16 protein-coding genes are annotated in these 15,888 nt (G+C 64.4%); 11 read left to right on the top strand and 5 right to left on the bottom strand.

Annotated features, from left to right (window positions below; all coding sequences use genetic code 11):
- From BG60_RS13120 to BG60_RS13110, 3 genes are all read left to right on the top strand, one after another.
- The coding region (locus BG60_RS13120; RefSeq protein ID WP_034471794.1) for an NAD(P)/FAD-dependent oxidoreductase at window positions 1–1,153 on the top strand (1,153 nt) is incomplete at its 5' end.
- Window positions 1,154–1,238: 85 nt separating this feature from the next.
- Entirely contained in the window at window positions 1,239–2,033 is a 795-nt protein-coding gene (locus tag BG60_RS13115) for an AraC family transcriptional regulator (RefSeq protein ID WP_008353561.1), read from the top strand.
- Window positions 2,034–2,382: 349 nt separating this feature from the next.
- Window positions 2,383–2,793: a response regulator gene (locus tag BG60_RS13110; RefSeq protein WP_051079069.1), complete on the top strand. Its 411-nt coding sequence runs from the start codon at window positions 2,383–2,385 to the stop codon at window positions 2,791–2,793.
- 46 nt (window positions 2,794–2,839) lie between these two features.
- Here the strand turns inward: BG60_RS13110 and BG60_RS38995 are convergent, their stop codons facing one another.
- The gene (locus BG60_RS38995) at window positions 2,840–3,010 is read right to left on the bottom strand and encodes a hypothetical protein (RefSeq protein ID WP_008353559.1); all 171 of its coding nucleotides are present in this window, start codon (window positions 3,008–3,010) and stop codon (window positions 2,840–2,842) included.
- A 149-nt stretch (window positions 3,011–3,159) separates the two neighbouring features.
- Here BG60_RS38995 and BG60_RS13105 point away from each other — a divergent pair, with 149 nt between their 5' ends.
- From BG60_RS13105 to BG60_RS13095, 3 genes are all read left to right on the top strand, one after another.
- Window positions 3,160–3,831 carry a glutathione S-transferase gene (locus tag BG60_RS13105; RefSeq protein WP_008353558.1) on the top strand — a complete coding sequence of 224 codons (672 nt, stop codon included), beginning with the start codon at window positions 3,160–3,162 and terminating at the stop codon, window positions 3,829–3,831.
- 78 nt (window positions 3,832–3,909) lie between these two features.
- Window positions 3,910–5,547 carry an ATP-binding domain-containing protein gene (locus BG60_RS13100; protein WP_008353556.1) on the top strand — a complete coding sequence of 546 codons (1,638 nt, stop codon included), beginning with the start codon at window positions 3,910–3,912 and terminating at the stop codon, window positions 5,545–5,547.
- 3 nt (window positions 5,548–5,550) lie between these two features.
- Window positions 5,551–7,389, top strand: coding sequence for an ATP-binding response regulator (locus tag BG60_RS13095; protein ID WP_008353554.1), 1,839 nt, complete (start codon window positions 5,551–5,553; stop codon window positions 7,387–7,389).
- On the opposite strand, the gene BG60_RS13090 is transcribed toward BG60_RS13095, so the two are convergent.
- Complete coding sequence (locus BG60_RS13090; protein ID WP_008353552.1) at window positions 7,386–8,240, bottom strand: helix-turn-helix domain-containing protein; 855 nt, start codon at window positions 8,238–8,240, stop codon at window positions 7,386–7,388. The genes BG60_RS13095 and BG60_RS13090 overlap by 4 nt on opposite strands.
- Window positions 8,241–8,398: 158 nt before the next feature.
- Window positions 8,399–8,668, bottom strand: coding sequence for a hypothetical protein (locus tag BG60_RS13085; protein WP_033536125.1), 270 nt, complete (start codon window positions 8,666–8,668; stop codon window positions 8,399–8,401).
- A 196-nt stretch (window positions 8,669–8,864) separates the two neighbouring features.
- On the opposite strand from BG60_RS13085, the gene BG60_RS38710 reads away from it, so the two are divergent.
- Window positions 8,865–9,029, top strand: coding sequence for a hypothetical protein (locus tag BG60_RS38710; RefSeq protein WP_160172889.1), 165 nt, complete (start codon window positions 8,865–8,867; stop codon window positions 9,027–9,029).
- Window positions 9,030–9,111: 82 nt separating this feature from the next.
- On the opposite strand, the gene BG60_RS13080 is transcribed toward BG60_RS38710, so the two are convergent.
- A complete protein-coding gene (locus tag BG60_RS13080; RefSeq protein WP_008353549.1) occupies window positions 9,112–10,596 on the bottom strand; it encodes a Fic family protein in 1,485 nt (494 codons plus the stop codon).
- Between the two features lie 218 nt (window positions 10,597–10,814).
- Between BG60_RS13080 and BG60_RS13075 the strand changes: the two genes are divergently transcribed.
- From BG60_RS13075 to BG60_RS13060, 4 genes are read left to right on the top strand one after another with little or no spacing between them, the layout of a single operon-like run.
- Entirely contained in the window at window positions 10,815–11,576 is a 762-nt protein-coding gene (locus BG60_RS13075) for an SDR family oxidoreductase (protein ID WP_008353547.1), read from the top strand.
- Window positions 11,577–11,598: 22 nt separating this feature from the next.
- Window positions 11,599–12,918 carry an MFS transporter gene (locus tag BG60_RS13070; RefSeq protein ID WP_008353546.1) on the top strand — a complete coding sequence of 440 codons (1,320 nt, stop codon included), beginning with the start codon at window positions 11,599–11,601 and terminating at the stop codon, window positions 12,916–12,918.
- 29 nt (window positions 12,919–12,947) lie between these two features.
- Window positions 12,948–14,126, top strand: a complete 1,179-nt coding sequence (rhmD, locus tag BG60_RS13065) for an L-rhamnonate dehydratase (RefSeq protein WP_008353545.1) — start codon at window positions 12,948–12,950, stop codon at window positions 14,124–14,126.
- Window positions 14,127–14,136: 10 nt separating this feature from the next.
- Window positions 14,137–14,919 carry an L-rhamnose 1-dehydrogenase Lra1 gene (locus tag BG60_RS13060; protein ID WP_008353544.1) on the top strand — a complete coding sequence of 261 codons (783 nt, stop codon included), beginning with the start codon at window positions 14,137–14,139 and terminating at the stop codon, window positions 14,917–14,919.
- On the opposite strand, the gene BG60_RS13055 is transcribed toward BG60_RS13060, so the two are convergent.
- Entirely contained in the window at window positions 14,913–15,881 is a 969-nt protein-coding gene (locus BG60_RS13055) for a LysR family transcriptional regulator (RefSeq protein ID WP_008353543.1), read from the bottom strand. The genes BG60_RS13060 and BG60_RS13055 overlap by 7 nt on opposite strands.
- Window positions 15,882–15,888 lie beyond the last annotated feature (7 nt).

Here is a 15,888-nt window from a genome sequence, read left to right as displayed (position 1 = left end):
TGGCGGCCAGATCTGGCGGCAAGGTCCGACGCAAGCGCCCGCCGCGCCATTGCGCCAATGGCTCGACGAAACGCGCTCGCACGCGAAGCTGATCGTGATGAACTCGACGAAGGTCGCGGCAGCGCCCGGCGACAAACGGCTGCTGCTCGAACGCGACGGCGCGCCGCTCGTGCTCGCGTATTCGAAGCTCATCCTCGCGACCGGCGCGCGCGAGCGGCTGCTTCCTTTCGACGGCTGGACCTTGCCCGGCGTGACCGGTGCAGGCGGCTTGCAGGCGCTCGTCAAAGGCGGCATGCCGGTGCGTGGCGAGCGCATCGTCGTGGCGGGCAGCGGGCCGCTGTTGCTCGCCGCCGCCGATACCGCGCGTCGTCACGGTGCGCGCGTCGTCGCGGTCGTCGAACAGGCGCCGTTCGCGCGGGTGGCACGATTCGTCGCGTCGCTGGCGCTGACGCCGGGAAAGCTGGCGCAGGCCGTCGCGCTCGGCGTCGCGTGTTACCGGACGGGCAGCGTCGTCGTGAAGGCGCATGGAAGCGCGCGCGTGGAGGCGGTCACGATCCGCACGCGCGGGCGCGATGAAACGCTCGAAGCGGATCGCATCGCGTGCGGTTTCGGACTCGTGCCGAACACGACGCTCGCGCTCGCACTCGGCTGCTCGACGGACGAACGCGACGGCGCGATCCACGTCGACGGCGCCCAGCGAACCTCTCAGCGAGACGTATTCGCGGCGGGCGAATGCGCGGGCATCGGCGGGATGGAACTCGCGCGCGTCGAAGGCGCGATCGCGGCGCAGGCGGCGCTCGGCGTCGCCATCGATGCGCGTTTGGTGCGCGAACGCGATCGCTGGCGTGCCTTCGCGCGACGCGTCGCACGTACGTTCGAACTCGGCGCCGACGCCCGCGCGATGCCATCGCCGGACACGTTGCTGTGCCGCTGCGAGGATGTTTCAATCGGCGAAGTCGCCGCGCACGCGAGCTGGCGCGATGCCAAATTGCAGACGCGTTGCGGCATGGGGCCGTGTCAGGGGCGCATCTGCGGCGAGGCGGCGTCGGTCCTGTTCGGATGGCCGCGTGCGGTGGCGCGTCCGCCGTTCGCGCCGGTTTGCATCGACACGCTGATCGCTGCGCGCGAGCTGACTGAAACGCGTCATTTCTAGTGGGGCCAGCGCCAATTTTGTCCGCGTATTGGCGCTCCTATAATCGGTCGCCAGAATCCACCGAGCGCAACCGACACCCGCACGCATGACGATCGCACCACCTCCGGCATCGACGCTCGCCGACATGCTCGCGCATTTCGCGCTGCTCGCGCCGGTTTTCGACGCGATGCCCGACATCGTGTTCTTCGTGAAGGATCGCGAGGCGCGCTATGCGATGGTCAATCGCACGCTCGCGCGCCGCTGCGGTCACAAGGACGACAAATCCGCGCTGCTCGGCAAGACCGCCGAGGACGTATTCCCGCGTCGCTTCGGGCGCATCTACACGGCGCAGGATCAGGCGATCATCGCGCAGGGACATCAGCTGATCGATCAGCTCGAACTGCATCTGTATCCGGGGCGCGAGCCCGGCTGGTGCATGACGTGCAAGCAGCCGCTGCACGATACGCAGGGACATATCGTCGGGCTCGCGGGCATTTCGCGGGATCTGCAAGCGGCCGAAGGCACGCATCCCGCGTACAGCCGGCTCGCGGCGGTCGTGCAGCACATTCAGGAAAATTACGTGCAGCCGCTCAACATGCGGCAGCTCGCGCAGATGGCGAACATGTCCATCGCGCAACTGGAGCGCTACTTTCACAAGGTCTTTCATCTGACGCCGCGCCAGGTGCTGTTGAAAACGCGGCTCGACGCGGCCACTGCGCTCCTCGTCTCGCAGGAGAAAGTCACCGATGTCGCCGCCCTGTGCGGGTACACCGATCACAGCGCCTTCACGCGCCAGTTCAAGGCGACGGTCGGCCTCACGCCGAGCGAATATCGCGCGCTGCTGCAGGCGGGCACGTCGAGCGCCTCGCGCCCCGATTCCATCCGCGAGACAAACGTCTGATGGGAAAACAGGGCACGGCCGATGCCGGAATTACACGATCGTGCGCGTGTGACGAGCGTTTGGGCGAGGCGGATCGGCCGGGAGGCCCGCGCGACGCGGCGCTTGCGGCGAAAGATGCAAACCGGTCCGGTTTTTGCTCTTTTAGGCACGCTGCAACCGGGCGATTTTTCGCGTCGGCGCAGTCACAAACCGCGAGGCGTTCCGCACCGGCGTACGCGCGGCATAAAAAACGGTGCGTTCGGAATTCCCGCCGCGTTCTCGTGTCAATCAGTGCGCGCTACCGCGCGCGCGGCGGAAAGAGCTGGAGACCGACGCGAGAATTCCGTTTTTGGCAGTAGAAAAGAACATCATGAACGAAGTGGCAAGACTGGGGCATATGCGGATCGTCCTCATCGAAGACGATCCCGAGAGCAGAGCGTCGCTGCAGACGTTGCTGGAAGAAGAGGGTGCCGAAGTCATCGCCGTAGCCGACGCCGAAGACGGCGCGCAAGCGGCGATCGAGCATCTTCCGGATGCGGTGATCTGCGATCTCGACCTTCCCGAGATGGACGGTTTCTACCTCGTCCAACGTTTGCGGGATCACGAAATACGCGGAAATCTGCCGCCGTCCGTGGCGATCGCGCTGACGGGGCACGGCGGCGAGGAATACCGATTACGCAGCATCGGTGAAGGCTTTCAGCATTTCATGACGAAGCCGGTGCATCCCGACGAACTCGTCACGCTGATCCAGGACGCGGCTCGGGCCCGTGTGGTGATGTGATGTGATGTGAGTCGCGCGGGCCGCCATCGACGGCGGCCCGGAACGCCTAGGACCGGTCGCGGTTGCGCGCCCGCGTCGCGCCCGTGATGACGGCGATGCCCAGCATGATGACGGCCACGATCATGATCGTGTGCTGCGAGACGTGCATCGCCACGAGCGCCCACGACACGCCGCCAATGAAAATCAGCCAGCCTACGAGATAAATGATCAGCGTCATCGACTTCTCCTTTTTCGTTGTGTGTTAGAAATCGTTGCGCGGCCTTCATCGAAGGGCCGTATGCTTTCGACGCCCGGCCGCGCATCAGTTCGCTGGATGCAAGTGGCGTACCGCGAGCGGCATCGTCGAATATGAAGAAGAGTCCAGGCATGCTAACCGTTCATCATCTCAACAATTCCCGCTCGCAGCGCGTGCTGTGGATGCTCGAAGAACTCGGCGTCGAATACGAGCTGAAGCGCTATCAGCGCGACCCGCGCACGATGCTCGCGCCTGCCGAGTTGCGCGCGGTGCATCCGCTCGGCAAATCGCCCGTCGTGACCGTCGATGGCCTCACGCTCGCCGAGTCGGGCGCGGTCATCGAATATCTCGTCGAACGGTACGGCGAAGGCCGTTTCGCGCCGCCGCCCGGCACGACGCCCGAACGCGTGCGCTACAACTACTGGATGCATTACGCCGAAGGCTCCGCGATGCCGCCGCTCCTGCTCAAGCTCGTCGCGCGGCGGCTGGAGAGCGCGAAAATGCCGTTCTTCGCTAAGCCGATCGCAAGGCGCATCGCGCAGACGATGCAGAGCAGTTTCATCGATCCGCAACTGCGTCTGCATTTCGGCTATATCGATGCCGAACTGGCAAAGTCGCCGTGGTTCGCCGGCGATTCGTTCACCGCCGCCGATGTGCAAATGAGCTTTCCCCTCGAAGCCGGCAGCGCCCGCGCGGGCGCGAAGTCGATGACGCATATCCGCGCCTTTCTCGAACGCATTCACGCGCGTCCGGCATATCAGCGCGCGCTCGAAAAAGGCGGCCGATACGATTACGCAAGCTAGCCATCCGGCCTATTGCGGGAACGGTAAGCGCGTTGCGTACAATGACTCGGACGCAATCACTCAGCCCAAAGGCGACGCATGGCCCGAATCGTTCCCGACGACTGGAAGAACCTCGAAGCGACCGGGGCGGCGGCGCGCGAACTCGAAACGCTCGCGCGCCTCGAAAAGCTGCCCGACGACTACACGGTCTATCACGGCGTGCACTGGACTCGCGTCAACGAAGGATTTTCGGTCTTCGGCGAAGCGGATTTCGTAGTCGTCGCGCCGTCCGGCCGCGTGCTGATGATCGAGCAGAAGGCCGGTTTTCTGCGCGAGACGGGGCAAGGTCTCGTCAAGGTCTATTTGCAGAAAGAGCGCAACGTCGCCATTCAGCTCGCGCGCACGCTGGAGAACCTGCATCGGCGGTTCACGGCGGCGTTCGGCGCGGGCACGTACCGGATCGAGGAACTGCTTTACTGCCCCGATTACACCGTCAAGAACACGGCGATCGCGGGCGTGTCGCCGGCGCGCATCGTCGATGCGAGCCGCAAGTCGCAGCTTGCGCGCGTCGTGCTCGAAATCCTGCCGCCGGACGAGCCGCGCTTCGAATCGGCGGCGCGCATCCATCATTTTCTCGCCGACGAACTTTCGCTCACGCCCGATACCAACGCGCTCGTCGGTGCGGCGAACACGCTCGTCACGCGTCTGTCGGGCGGGCTCGCGACGTGGGCGCGGCGGCTCGAATTCGAACCGTTCCGTCTGCGCGTGATCGCGACCGCGGGCGCGGGCAAGACGCAACTCGCCGTGCGCGTGATGCGCGACGCGCTCGCGCAGGGCAAGAGCGTGCTCTACGTGTGCTTCAACCGGCCGCTCGCCGACCATATTCGTGCGATCGCACCGAAAGAGGCGAAGATCGCGAATTACCATCAGTTGAGCGCGGCCGTCGCGCGCGATGCGGGCAGTCCGCCGGACTTCAGTCAGCCGAATGTCTTCGCGACGCTCGAAGATCGCTTCGCCGCCGTGCCCGTGCCCGAGCAATGGAAGACCGATGTGCTCATCGTCGATGAAGGCCAGGATTTTCAGGCGGCGTGGGTCGAGGCGCTCGAACGTCTGCTGAATCCTGAAGGCGCGTGGTGGTGGCTCGAAGATCCGATGCAGAACCTGTATTTGCGCGAGCCGGTGCCGCTGCCGGGCTGGACGATCCTGCGCGAAACGACGAACTATCGCAGCCCGCGCGATCTACTCGGTTTCATCCGCAAGGTCGTCGGGCCAGATGTGCGGCTCGATGCGGGCAGTCCCTTCGACGGCTCCGACGTGAGCGTTTCGACCTACGCCGACGGGCATCCCGAGGAAATCATCGAGGCGACCAAGCGCGCGATCACGCACGCGTTGTCGCTCGGCTTTCGCAAGCAGGACATCGCGGTGCTGTCGTTCCGGGGCCGCGAGGGTTCGGCGCTCACTGCCGTCGATCACCTCGGCCCGCATCGGCTGCGCGCCTTCACCGGAACGTACGATCTGTTCGGCAACCCGGAGTATCGCGAGGGCGACGTGCTGCTCGAATCGATCTATCGCTTCAAGGGGCAATCGGCGCCCTGCGTGATTCTCACCGAAGTCGATTTCGACGCGCTCGACGAGCAGGCCGCGCGCAAGATCTTCGTCGGCGCGACGCGGGCGACGATGAAGCTGATCGTCGTCGCATCCGAGCGCGCGGCCCGGGCGATCGAAGCCTTGCAATAGCGGATGGCCGTCATCCGCACCGAATCCCCGTTGCGCGCACACGCCGCGCGACCCTGGTTTCGCCGGCTCTGGTATGCGGCGCTGATCGCGCTCGCGGTCGCGCCGCCGATCGGCGCGGTCGGCTACATGCTGTATTCGGGTCTGGTCGCGCGCGAGACGCATCGGCTCGTTCTGCCTTACGACGTGTACTGGGACGCGGCGCAGTTTCAGATCGCGTACGCGCGCTTCGAAAATCACGTTCTGCTGTATCGCAATGGCATCGACGAGGACGCGGGGGGCGTGCGCGCGAGCTATCGGCTGCTGCGGGCGCGGCTCAGGCAGGTGTCGGAATCGGCGGGTGTGTCGGACGATCATCAGGCGCTGCTGAACCGGCAGCGCGAGATTCTGCGTCAGTTGCAAACGGCGCTCGATTCCATTCAAGGCGATATCGACGGATTGCAGAGCGAGCACCAGCGCACCCTGCGCGTGATCGGCGTATTGCGGCAGAACGCGCCCGTCGTCGCGGAACTGGCGGGCGGGCGTCGGCTGATGGATGTCGCGGAGCGCGAGGCGATCGTGCGCGATTTCGAGGCGAAGCGCCGCTATCTGATTTACGGCGGCGTGCTGCTCGGCCTGCTCTCGGCGGCGGCGACGATCCTGCTGCTCTTGAACGGCTATCGGCGCACGCGCCTTATCGAACAGCAGCGTGCGGCGCTGGCGGCGGAGCATCAGGCGACGCGCGCGGCGCGCGAGGCGGGCGTCGCGAAAGACACGTTCCTCGGCATGATCAGCCACGAGCTGCGCACGCCGCTGCATGCAATCGTCTCGTCGGTCGAATTGCTCGGGCTGAACGCGCGCGGCGACGCCGACCGCAAGATCATGCAGCGTCTGGAAGCGGGCGCGCGTCATCTCGAGGCGCAGATGCGTGATCTGACCGATTACGCGCGTCTCGGCGCGGGCAAGCTCGAACTGCGCATGGCCGTGTTCGATCCGGTCGAATTGCTCGAATCCATCGTCGATGCGAACACACCCGCCGCGAGCGCGAAGGGCCTGGCGTTGCGCGGCGATTATGCGGGCGAGCGCGGCCCGATCGAATCCGATCCGCATCGGGTGCGGCAGATCGTGACGAATCTCGTGACCAACGCGATCAAGTACACCGAAGCGGGTTCCATCGACGTGCATTTCGCGCGCACGGAGAAGCGCCTCGACATCTCCGTGATCGATACGGGGCCGGGCATTTCCCGCGAGCAGTTGCCGCTCATCTTCCAGGAATTCACGCAGCTCGATTCATCGAGCACGCGGCGCTTCGACGGCGCGGGAATGGGCCTCGCGGTCGTGCGCGGACTTGTCGAGCTGCTCGGCGGGAAGATCGAGGTTTCGAGCGAAGTCGGGCAGGGCGCGGCGTTTCGCGTGAGCCTGCCGGCGGTCGCGGCGCGTCATGTGCCCCGGCGTGAGCCGGAAGCCGATGCGCCCGAGTTGCGCAAGTCGCGCGTGCTCGTGATCGACGACCACGAGTCGATCCGCGATTCTCTGATCGAAATGCTCACGCATCTCGGCTATTACGCGGTCGCGCTGCCGGATGTCGACAGCGCGCTCGCGTGGCTGCGCGCGAACGACGCCGACGTGATCCTCGCGGACCTGCATATGCCGGGCAAGGACGGCTATTCGTTCGCGAACGAGTATCGTGCGCGCAGTGCGCCCGGCGCGAGCGTGCCGATCATCGCGGTGAGCGCGTACGCGCCCGAACTGGTGGATCCGAGCGCGGCCGTGCTGTTCTTCGACTATCTGCTGAAGCCGGTGCGCTACGAGGTGCTGAAGGGCGCGGTGCATCGCGCGGTGACGGTGCGCCGGCGCGTCAGCTAATTGCGCATCAGCCGCTTGGAGAGATCGGCGACGAGAATGCCGAGCCTCGCGGGCTTCTCGAAACACGTCGCGTTGTAGTCGCGGATGACCTGGCTGATTTCCGATTCGCTCGCCTTGCCCGTGGTGAGCTCGCCCGTCAGCACGAAAACCGGCGCGTCCGGATTGTCCGACTCGCGCACCGCGCGGATCGCATCCGCCGACGTATGCACGCCGAACAGCCAGTCGATCACGACGGCATCGAACACTTGCGTCTGCAGCGCTTCGAGGAACGCGTCGAGGCCGTAGAAGGCCATCGCCGCGAATCCGGTGGCTTCGAGATAGTCGTGCAGATTGTCGGCCGAGGCGTGATCGTCGTCGACCACGGCGATGATGGGTTTGTCGGTATCCGGCCGGCGCGGCTGGATTTCGATCTTGTGGACGTCGCTGGCTTCGTGCAGCAGCACGCCTTCGTGCTTGGTGACGATCCAGCGATTGTTGAGTTTCTGCGCGATGAAATCCGGACGGCTGCCCGCATCGAGCGCGTTGCCGACCCACGCCATGCAGGGAATTTCCACCGAACCGAGCTTGAGCACGGCGTCGTGCGCGGTGCCTTCGGTTTCGTCGGGGCGCGTGTTGATCGAATCGAAGAGCTTGAGCGCGGGTTCGTCGAAGGCATCGGCGACGCGGCGAATCTGCGCGAGCGTCCACGGACTGTTCCCGCGCAGCTTCCGGTGGCCCTGCGAAAAGCTCAGGTCGAGAATGCGGCACAGCTCCGCTGTCTGCTGACGCTTTCCGATGCCGTGACGGCCCATGAGTTCGCGCACGCGTTCAGCGACGGCGAGGGATTCCGATGAAGACGTTTCAGTGACCATACAGCCAGTCGGATGCGTGAGAGTGGGACCGCGAGGGGCGTGAATCGGCGCGGGCCGGGCAGCCCATGCGCAGCCGATCCGACATTGTAAATGGCGCGGGTCCGCGCGCTCAAAATTGTCTCGATGGAACTCATTGATTCTAGTGATGAAACATTCCGCTACGCGAGCGCCGATGCCAGCTCGCGCGTCGGCTTCGACATGGCGGGAATCTCGTCGAGCAAGGTCGAAAGCTGGCTTTCGGCATCGCGTCCGCTGAATTCGCGCAAGGTCGCGAGCAACGTCCGCCACGGCGCGGGCCAGCGGGTTTCGCGCACGCAGCGGCCATTCGCGTCGGTGATCCGCAGCAGCGTGGTGTCGGGAAAGTAGGTCAGCGTGACGGGCATTCCGTCCAGTACGCAGGTAGCGGTGCAGGCTTTCGGTGTGAACATGCTTTTCCAGGTTGATTCGGTGTCGGGATCGACGGCTGGTGCATATAGCAACGGCCGTGCCTGGCACCACGATCCGGTGCGAATACGCACGCTCATCGAATCAAACAGGGTGAAAGTTCGCGAACATTGAACGGAGTATTGTCGATTTTCACGACAATTGGCGGCTTTACGCGGGATACACTGCGAGCATCATCGAATGGAGGTTGCCGTGCTCGTTGCTGCTTTCGTCATTTGCCCGCTCGGCGTGGCCGCGCTTTTCGGATTCGCGCTTTTTGCCGATAAGCATTTCAAGGATTCGGTCGCCATGCCGCGCGGCCACGTTTCCGGGATGGAAAGGCCCGAGCGCCGGCAAACGCACTGAAGGGCGAGGGAATCGAGATTTCTTCACGCCCAACGAGATATTTTGATTTTCGATGGATTTTTGGCGTTTGACTCGAGAAATCTTAACTTTCCGAGTCTGCCGCCCTGCTTGCGAACGCACCGTGCACCACTTCCTCGATTCGGTCGAGTACGGGGCGAGGAAGGTGCTGATACTGCTTCCTGCGATGCGCCGACAGGACCCCCTTGTTCGACTGAACCATCCGAATGAGCGCTGAAAGATCCTTTCGCGGCAAGTCGAACTCGTCGTTCAGTTGCGCAAAAGCGGCGTCGTAGCCCTGAAGCCACGCGATCTCGCGCGGAATTTCCTCGCGCACGGCCTCCTTGATCATCGCGTGCAGAAACGCGACTTCACGATCCGCGTTGAAGAACCGATACGCGCGGCTCGAAGGCGCACTCAGTACGAGCGGCTCCGTCTCGACGCGACGGTAATTCCACAGTCGCGTGACCGGGCGCGAGAACGCCGTCAGCACGGCGTGGTAAGCCGGAATGTTTCGCTCCATCACAGCCGACACCGGAATCACGGTATCCGCGCCTAGCACGCCCGAGCGCGCAAGCACGTGCTGGATGAGAAATCGATGCAGCCGGCCGTTGCCATCGAAGAACGGATGCAGATAAACGAAGCCGAAGGCCGCGCAGGCGGCCTTCACGAGCACATCGGGGCACCGTTTCCGATCGTTCACGAAGGCTTCCCAATCGGTCATCACGCGTCGAAGATCGTCAACCGGCGCGGGAAAGAAGTCGATCCGGCCCGCAGCGTCCTCCAGCCAGTTTTGTCTCGTCCGATACGACGCTTCCTGGCTATACACGTCCCGCACGATCACGTTTTGCAACTGCACCAGCCATTCTTCGTCGATCTTCGCAGGCTCGCCCGCGCGCTTCAGAAGCTGCACAAAACGCTCTTGCTTGTCGGAGCTGGGGGTTTCGGATTCGATCGCGTAGCTGCCGCGCGTCTCCGATAAATACAGAAAAGCGAGCGCGCGCTTGTACAGATCGGGGTCCTGCATCGCGTCGAGCGCGCTTTGCGCTTCCAGAAGCAGGTCTCTCAAGGGCGGATCGTCCGGAATCGCGGCGCGGTGCACGACCGGACAAAACCACGGCGTGCCCGGCGCGTTATTGCGCACGCGGTAGCGAGGCGAATTCACGGGCTGCGGCGCCGTGTAATAGACATCGGGCGCAAAGAGATCGACGTAACCGCCGCGGACGCTCACGCCCGCATCCAGTGCCTTGCCGGTCAGCCATTCCCACAGGAAACAGGCGCGGCGAATCTGCTCGCCGGAAGGCGTCGCGCGCAGACGGGCGATGAGTTCTTCCGGCTCGATATGCTCGAACGCGGCATCGATAATCTCGAGATTCACGCCTTCGTGGCGTAGCGCGAATTCCAAGTGACCGACGGGCGTATCGTCGAACGCCACGCTGTTTGGAAACAGAATATGGCTCTCGCTGTCGACGCGCCGGTTTACCGACGAACTGGCGTACGCCAGCCTCCGCGGCGGCGTTACGCGCAGTTCGCCGATGGCGATGAGTCGGGAATAACCGATCGGTGTCATCGAGATTTCTTAACGTTTATCGAGAAATTATAACTTTAGGCGCGTTTCCGCGATTCGTATCGAGAAATCTTAACCCCCCGCCCGCTTCGACTCCGCCACCGATCCGCTTTTGCTATCGAACGATCGCCCTTTCGAATTGTTGCGCTATTGCCGCCGGACTATAGTGCCTCTCACGGCATGACCATCCAAAGCAACGAACAACGAAAGGAGACACATCCATGAACCGTATCGACCTGGCGAACCGCGTCGTGATCGTCACGGGCGGCGCGCGTGGCATCGGCCTGGCTGTGGCGCAACGCGCGCTGCAGTCCGGCGCCGAGGTATCGCTCTGGGATGTCGACGGCGAGCGCCTCGCCCGCACGAGCGCCGAGCTCGCGGCAAAGTACAGGGAGCGCAAAGTCAGCGACGCGGTCGTCGAACTGACCGAAGAATCCTCCGTCGATGCAGCCGTGAACAAGGCGCTGGCGGCGCACGGCAAGATCGACGTGCTCGTCAACAACGCGGGCATCACCGGTGGCAACGGCACGACCTGGGAACTCGCGCCCGACGTATGGCGGCGCGTGATCGATGTCAATCTGATCGGGCCGTACCTGACGTGCCGCGCCGTCGTGCCTCACATGCTGAAGTCGGGCTACGGGCGCATCGTCAATATCGCGTCGATCGCGGGCAAGGAAGGCAATCCGAACGCGTCGCACTACAGCGCGTCGAAGGCCGGATTGATCGGGCTCACGAAATCGCTCGGCAAGGAACTCGCGGGCAAGAACATCCTCGTGAACGCCGTCACGCCCGCCGCTGCCAAGACCGAAATCTTCGATTCGATGTCGCAGCAGCACATCGACTACATGCTCTCCAAAATTCCGATGAACCGCTTCCTGATGCCGGAAGAAGCTGCGTCGCTGATTCTGTGGCTCGCGTCCGAGGACTGCGCGTTCAGCACCGGCGCGGTGTTCGATCTGTCGGGCGGACGCGCGACGTACTGAAACGCATCATCGGGAGACTCACATGAACCATTCCGCACAGGCGGAAGGCGCGGTCACGTCGCGTGTCATGCGCCGGCTGCTGCCGTTTCTGCTGCTCATGTACGTGCTCGCGTTTCTGGACCGCGCGAATATCGGCTTTGCTCAAAAGGCGCTGCAGCAGGACACCGGCCTCACGAACGCCGCGTTCGCCTTCGGCGCGGGCGTGTTTTTCGTCGGCTATGCGATTTTCGAAGTGCCGAGCAATCTGCTGTTGCATCGCGTCGGCGCAAAGCTGTGGATGTGCCGAATCATGGTGACGTGGGGCCTCGTCTCCGCGGCGATGGCCTTCGCGCATAACGCCACGACGTTCTATACCCTGCGCTTCCTGCTCGGCGTGGCGGAGGCGGGCTTCTTTCCCGGCATCGTCTATTACCTCACGCGCTGGTTTCCGCAATCGTCGCGCGCGCGTGCGCTCGGCGTGTTCTATTTCGGCGCGCCGCTCGCGTTCATCTTCGGCGCGCCGCTGTCCGGTCTGCTGCTCGATCTGCACGGCGCGTTCGGCCTGAAAGGGTGGCAATGGCTCTTTCTGGTCGAAGGACTGCTCGCGTCGATCGTCGGCGTGTGGGCGTTCTGGTATCTCGACGACGATCCCGCGAAAGCCCGCTGGCTTACGCCCGATCAGCGCGCGCTGCTCGCCAGCCGCCTCGACGACGATGCGCGCGCGGCGTCGTCGCACGGACCGCGCAGTGTGCTCGCGTCGCTCGTCGATCCGCGCGTGCTCGTGCTCTGTTGCGTGTACTTCCTGATTCAGGCGGCGGTGTACGGCGTCGTGTTCTATCTGCCGCAACAGGTGTCGGCGCTGCTCGGCACGAAAGTCGGATTTCGCGTGGGACTGGTGACGGCGCTGCCGTGGATGGCCGCCGTGATCGTGACGTGGATCGTGCCGCGCTACGCCGATCGCACCGGCCGGCATCGCGTGTGCGCGGTCGCGCTGCTCGCGATGTCGGGCGTCGCGATCGCCGTGTCGGGCATCGCGGGATCGCCGGTCGTGTCGCTGATCGCGCTGTGCTGCGCGGCGAGCGGCTTCATCGCCGCGCAACCGCTCTTCTGGACCTTTCCGACGCGTTATCTCACGGGCGCGGCCGCCGCGGCGGGCATCGCGCTCATCAATTCGCTGGGCGGACTCGGCGGCTTCTTCGCGCCGATGGCCCGCACCGCCGCCGAAGCCGCGTTCCATTCGGCGAGCGCGGGGCTGATGGTGCTGGCGGGCGCGAGCGTGCTCGCGGCGCTTGTCATCGTCGTGCTGGTGCGCGTGCCCGAACGTCATTCGATTACGCGCGGCGAAACCGCCAGCGCATCCTGAACAGAAAGAACAGAGAAGGAGACGAACACATGTCCATGCCGACGATCAAGCAAGTACGCGCTTTCACCGTTCGCGGCGGCGGCGCCGATTACCACGATCAGGGCGCCGATCACTGGATCGACGATCACATCGCCACGCCGATGGCCCGCTATCCCGAATATCGCGCGAGCCGCCAGTCGTTCGGGCTGAACGTGCTCGGCTCGCTCGTCGTCGAGATCGAAGCGAGTGACGGCACCGTCGGCTTCGCGGTGACGACGGGTGGCGAGATCGGCGCGTTCATCGTCGAGAAGCATCTGGCGCGCTTTCTCGAAGGCCAGCGCGTGACCGACATCGAAAAGATGTGGGATCAGATGTACAACGCGACGCTGTATTACGGGCGCAAGGGCATCGTGCTCAACGCGATTTCGGGCGTCGATCTCGCGCTGTGGGATTTGCTCGCGAAGGTGCGCCGTGAGCCGGTGTTCCATCTGCTCGGCGGACCGGTGCGCGACGAGCTGCAGTTCTATGCGACCGGCGCGCGTCCGGATCTCGCGAAGGAGATGGGTTTCATCGGCGGCAAGATGCCCTTGCAGCACGGCCCGGCGGAAGGCGAGGAAGGGCTGCACAAGAACATCGCGAAGCTCGCGGACATGCGCGCGAAAGTCGGCGACGATTTCTGGCTGATGTTCGATTGCTGGATGAGCCTCGATCTCAACTACGCGAAGCGCCTCGCGAACGCGGCGCGCGAGCACGGCCTGAAGTGGATCGAAGAAGCGCTGCCGCCCGACGACTACTGGGGCTATGCCGAACTGCGCCGTTCCGTGCCGGGCGGCATGATGGTGACGACCGGCGAGCACGAAGCGACGCGCTGGGGCTTTCGCATGCTGTTCGAAATGGGTTGCGCGGATCTCGTGCAGCCGGATGTCGGCTGGTGCGGCGGCATCACGGAGCTCATCAAGATTTCGGCGCTCGCGGACGCGCACAACGTGCTCGTCGTGCCGCACGGTTCGTCGGTGTACAGCTATCACTTCGTCGTGACGCGCCATAACTCGCCGTTCGCCGAGTTTCTGATGATGGCGCCCAAGGCCGATCAGGTCGTGCCGATGTTCACGCCCTTGCTGCTCGACGAACCCGTGCCGGTCAACGGCCGCATGAAGGTGCCGGAGACGCCGGGCTTCGGCGTGCGGCTGAATCCGGAATGCGCGTTGACGCGGCCTTACACACACTGAGGGGCATCGCATGTTGCTGGAGAACAAGGTCGTCGTAGTGACGGGCGGCTCGCGCGGCATCGGCCGTGCGATCGCGCTCGCGAGCGCGCGCGAAGGCGCGGACGTCGCGATCAACTACTGGCGCGACAACGACACGTCTTACGGGAAGGCGTCGGCGGTGGAATCGATCGTCGGCGAGATCGAGGCGCTCGGGCGGCGCGCGATCGCGGTCGAAGGCAACGTCGCCGAGCGCGAAACCGGCATCGAACTGATCCGGCGCACGGTGGAAGCGTTCGGGCGCGTCGATGTGCTGTCGAGCAACGCGGGCATCTGTCCGTTTCACGCGTTCCTCGACATGCCGGCTTCTGTCTATGAAACCACGGTCGCCGTGAATCTGAACGGCGCGTTCTACGTCACGCAGGCCGCCGCGAACCAGATGAAAGCGCAGGGCACGGGCGGTGCGATCGTCGCGACGAGTTCGATCAGCGCGCTCGTCGGCGGCGGCATGCAGACGCATTACACGCCGACCAAGGCGGGCGTGCATTCGCTGATGCAATCCTGCGCGATCGCGTTGGGACCGTACGGCATCCGCTGCAATTCGGTGATGCCCGGCACGATCGCGACGGACCTCAACGCCGACGATCTCTCCAACGAGGACAAGCGCGCCTACATGGAAAAACGCATCCCGCTCGGACGTCTCGGCGCACCGGACGATGTCGCGCAGTGCGTCGTGTTTCTGGCTTCGGATCGGGCGCGCTATGTGACGGGCGCGTCCTTGCTCGTCGATGGCGGGCTGTTCGTGAACCTTCAGTGACGCGACGACGCCGAGTACTTGCGCAACAACGCGATGAAGTACTCGGCCGGTTCGCTCAAGGTTTCGAACTTGCGCCGCAACAAGCCGAATCCGGACAGGCTCTTGCCGATTTCGATCGGCAGTTCGATCAGCAATTGCGCGCGCAGATAGTCGCGCACGACTGATTCCGGCAGCATCGCGACGGCTTCGCTGTTTTGCAGCAGTTGCAGCGTCGCGAAGATCGACGCGCATTCGACGATATCGGCGGGCGTCGTCAGCCCGGCGCGCGCGAGTTCGTCTTCGAAGAGGCCGCGCGCGGGACTCGTGATCGGTTGCAGAATCCAGGGCCAGCCGACGAGCGTTTGCAGCTCGAGCGAAGCCTTGTCCGCCAACGGATGCCCCGCGCGCACGACAAGCCGCATCGCTTCGCGCGCGAGCGGCTCGAAGTCGAAATCGTTGTGCTGCAACGGCGTGGTGAGGCGTCCGAGCGCGAGGTCGACTTCGCGGCGATGCAGCAATTGCACGACCTGATCGCTCGTCTCGCCGAGAATGCGCACGTTCAGTAGCGGACGTTCGGATTTCAATTCGGTGACGGCCATCGCGAGCACGTCGGGCGCTGCGCCCATGATCGCGCCGACCGTCAGTTGACCGTGACCGCCGCGGCGCTTGGCGTCGAGATCGTCGGCGAAGCGCGTCAGGTCCGCGAGCGAGCGGCGCGCGTAAGCGAGCGCGGCGGTGCCGAGCGGCGTCGGCTGCATGCCGCGTGCATTGCGCTCGAAGAGCAGAAAGCCGAATGCTTCCTCGATGTCGGCGAGCATACGGCTCGCGCTCGGCTGCGCGACGTTGATCGCGTCGGCGGCCTGATGCAGATTGCGCGCGTCGTCGAGCGCGACGAGAAGGGCGAGATGCTTGAACTTCAGCCGATTGACGAGCGCGATCGGTGAAAGGCTGGACGACACACTTTGGGACACGTTCTGGTTCATTCGACAG

Source organism: Caballeronia zhejiangensis, assembly GCF_000698575.1.
GTDB classification, from domain to species: domain Bacteria; phylum Pseudomonadota; class Gammaproteobacteria; order Burkholderiales; family Burkholderiaceae; genus Caballeronia; species Caballeronia zhejiangensis.
This window is presented reverse-complemented; position numbering and strand designations above follow the sequence as displayed.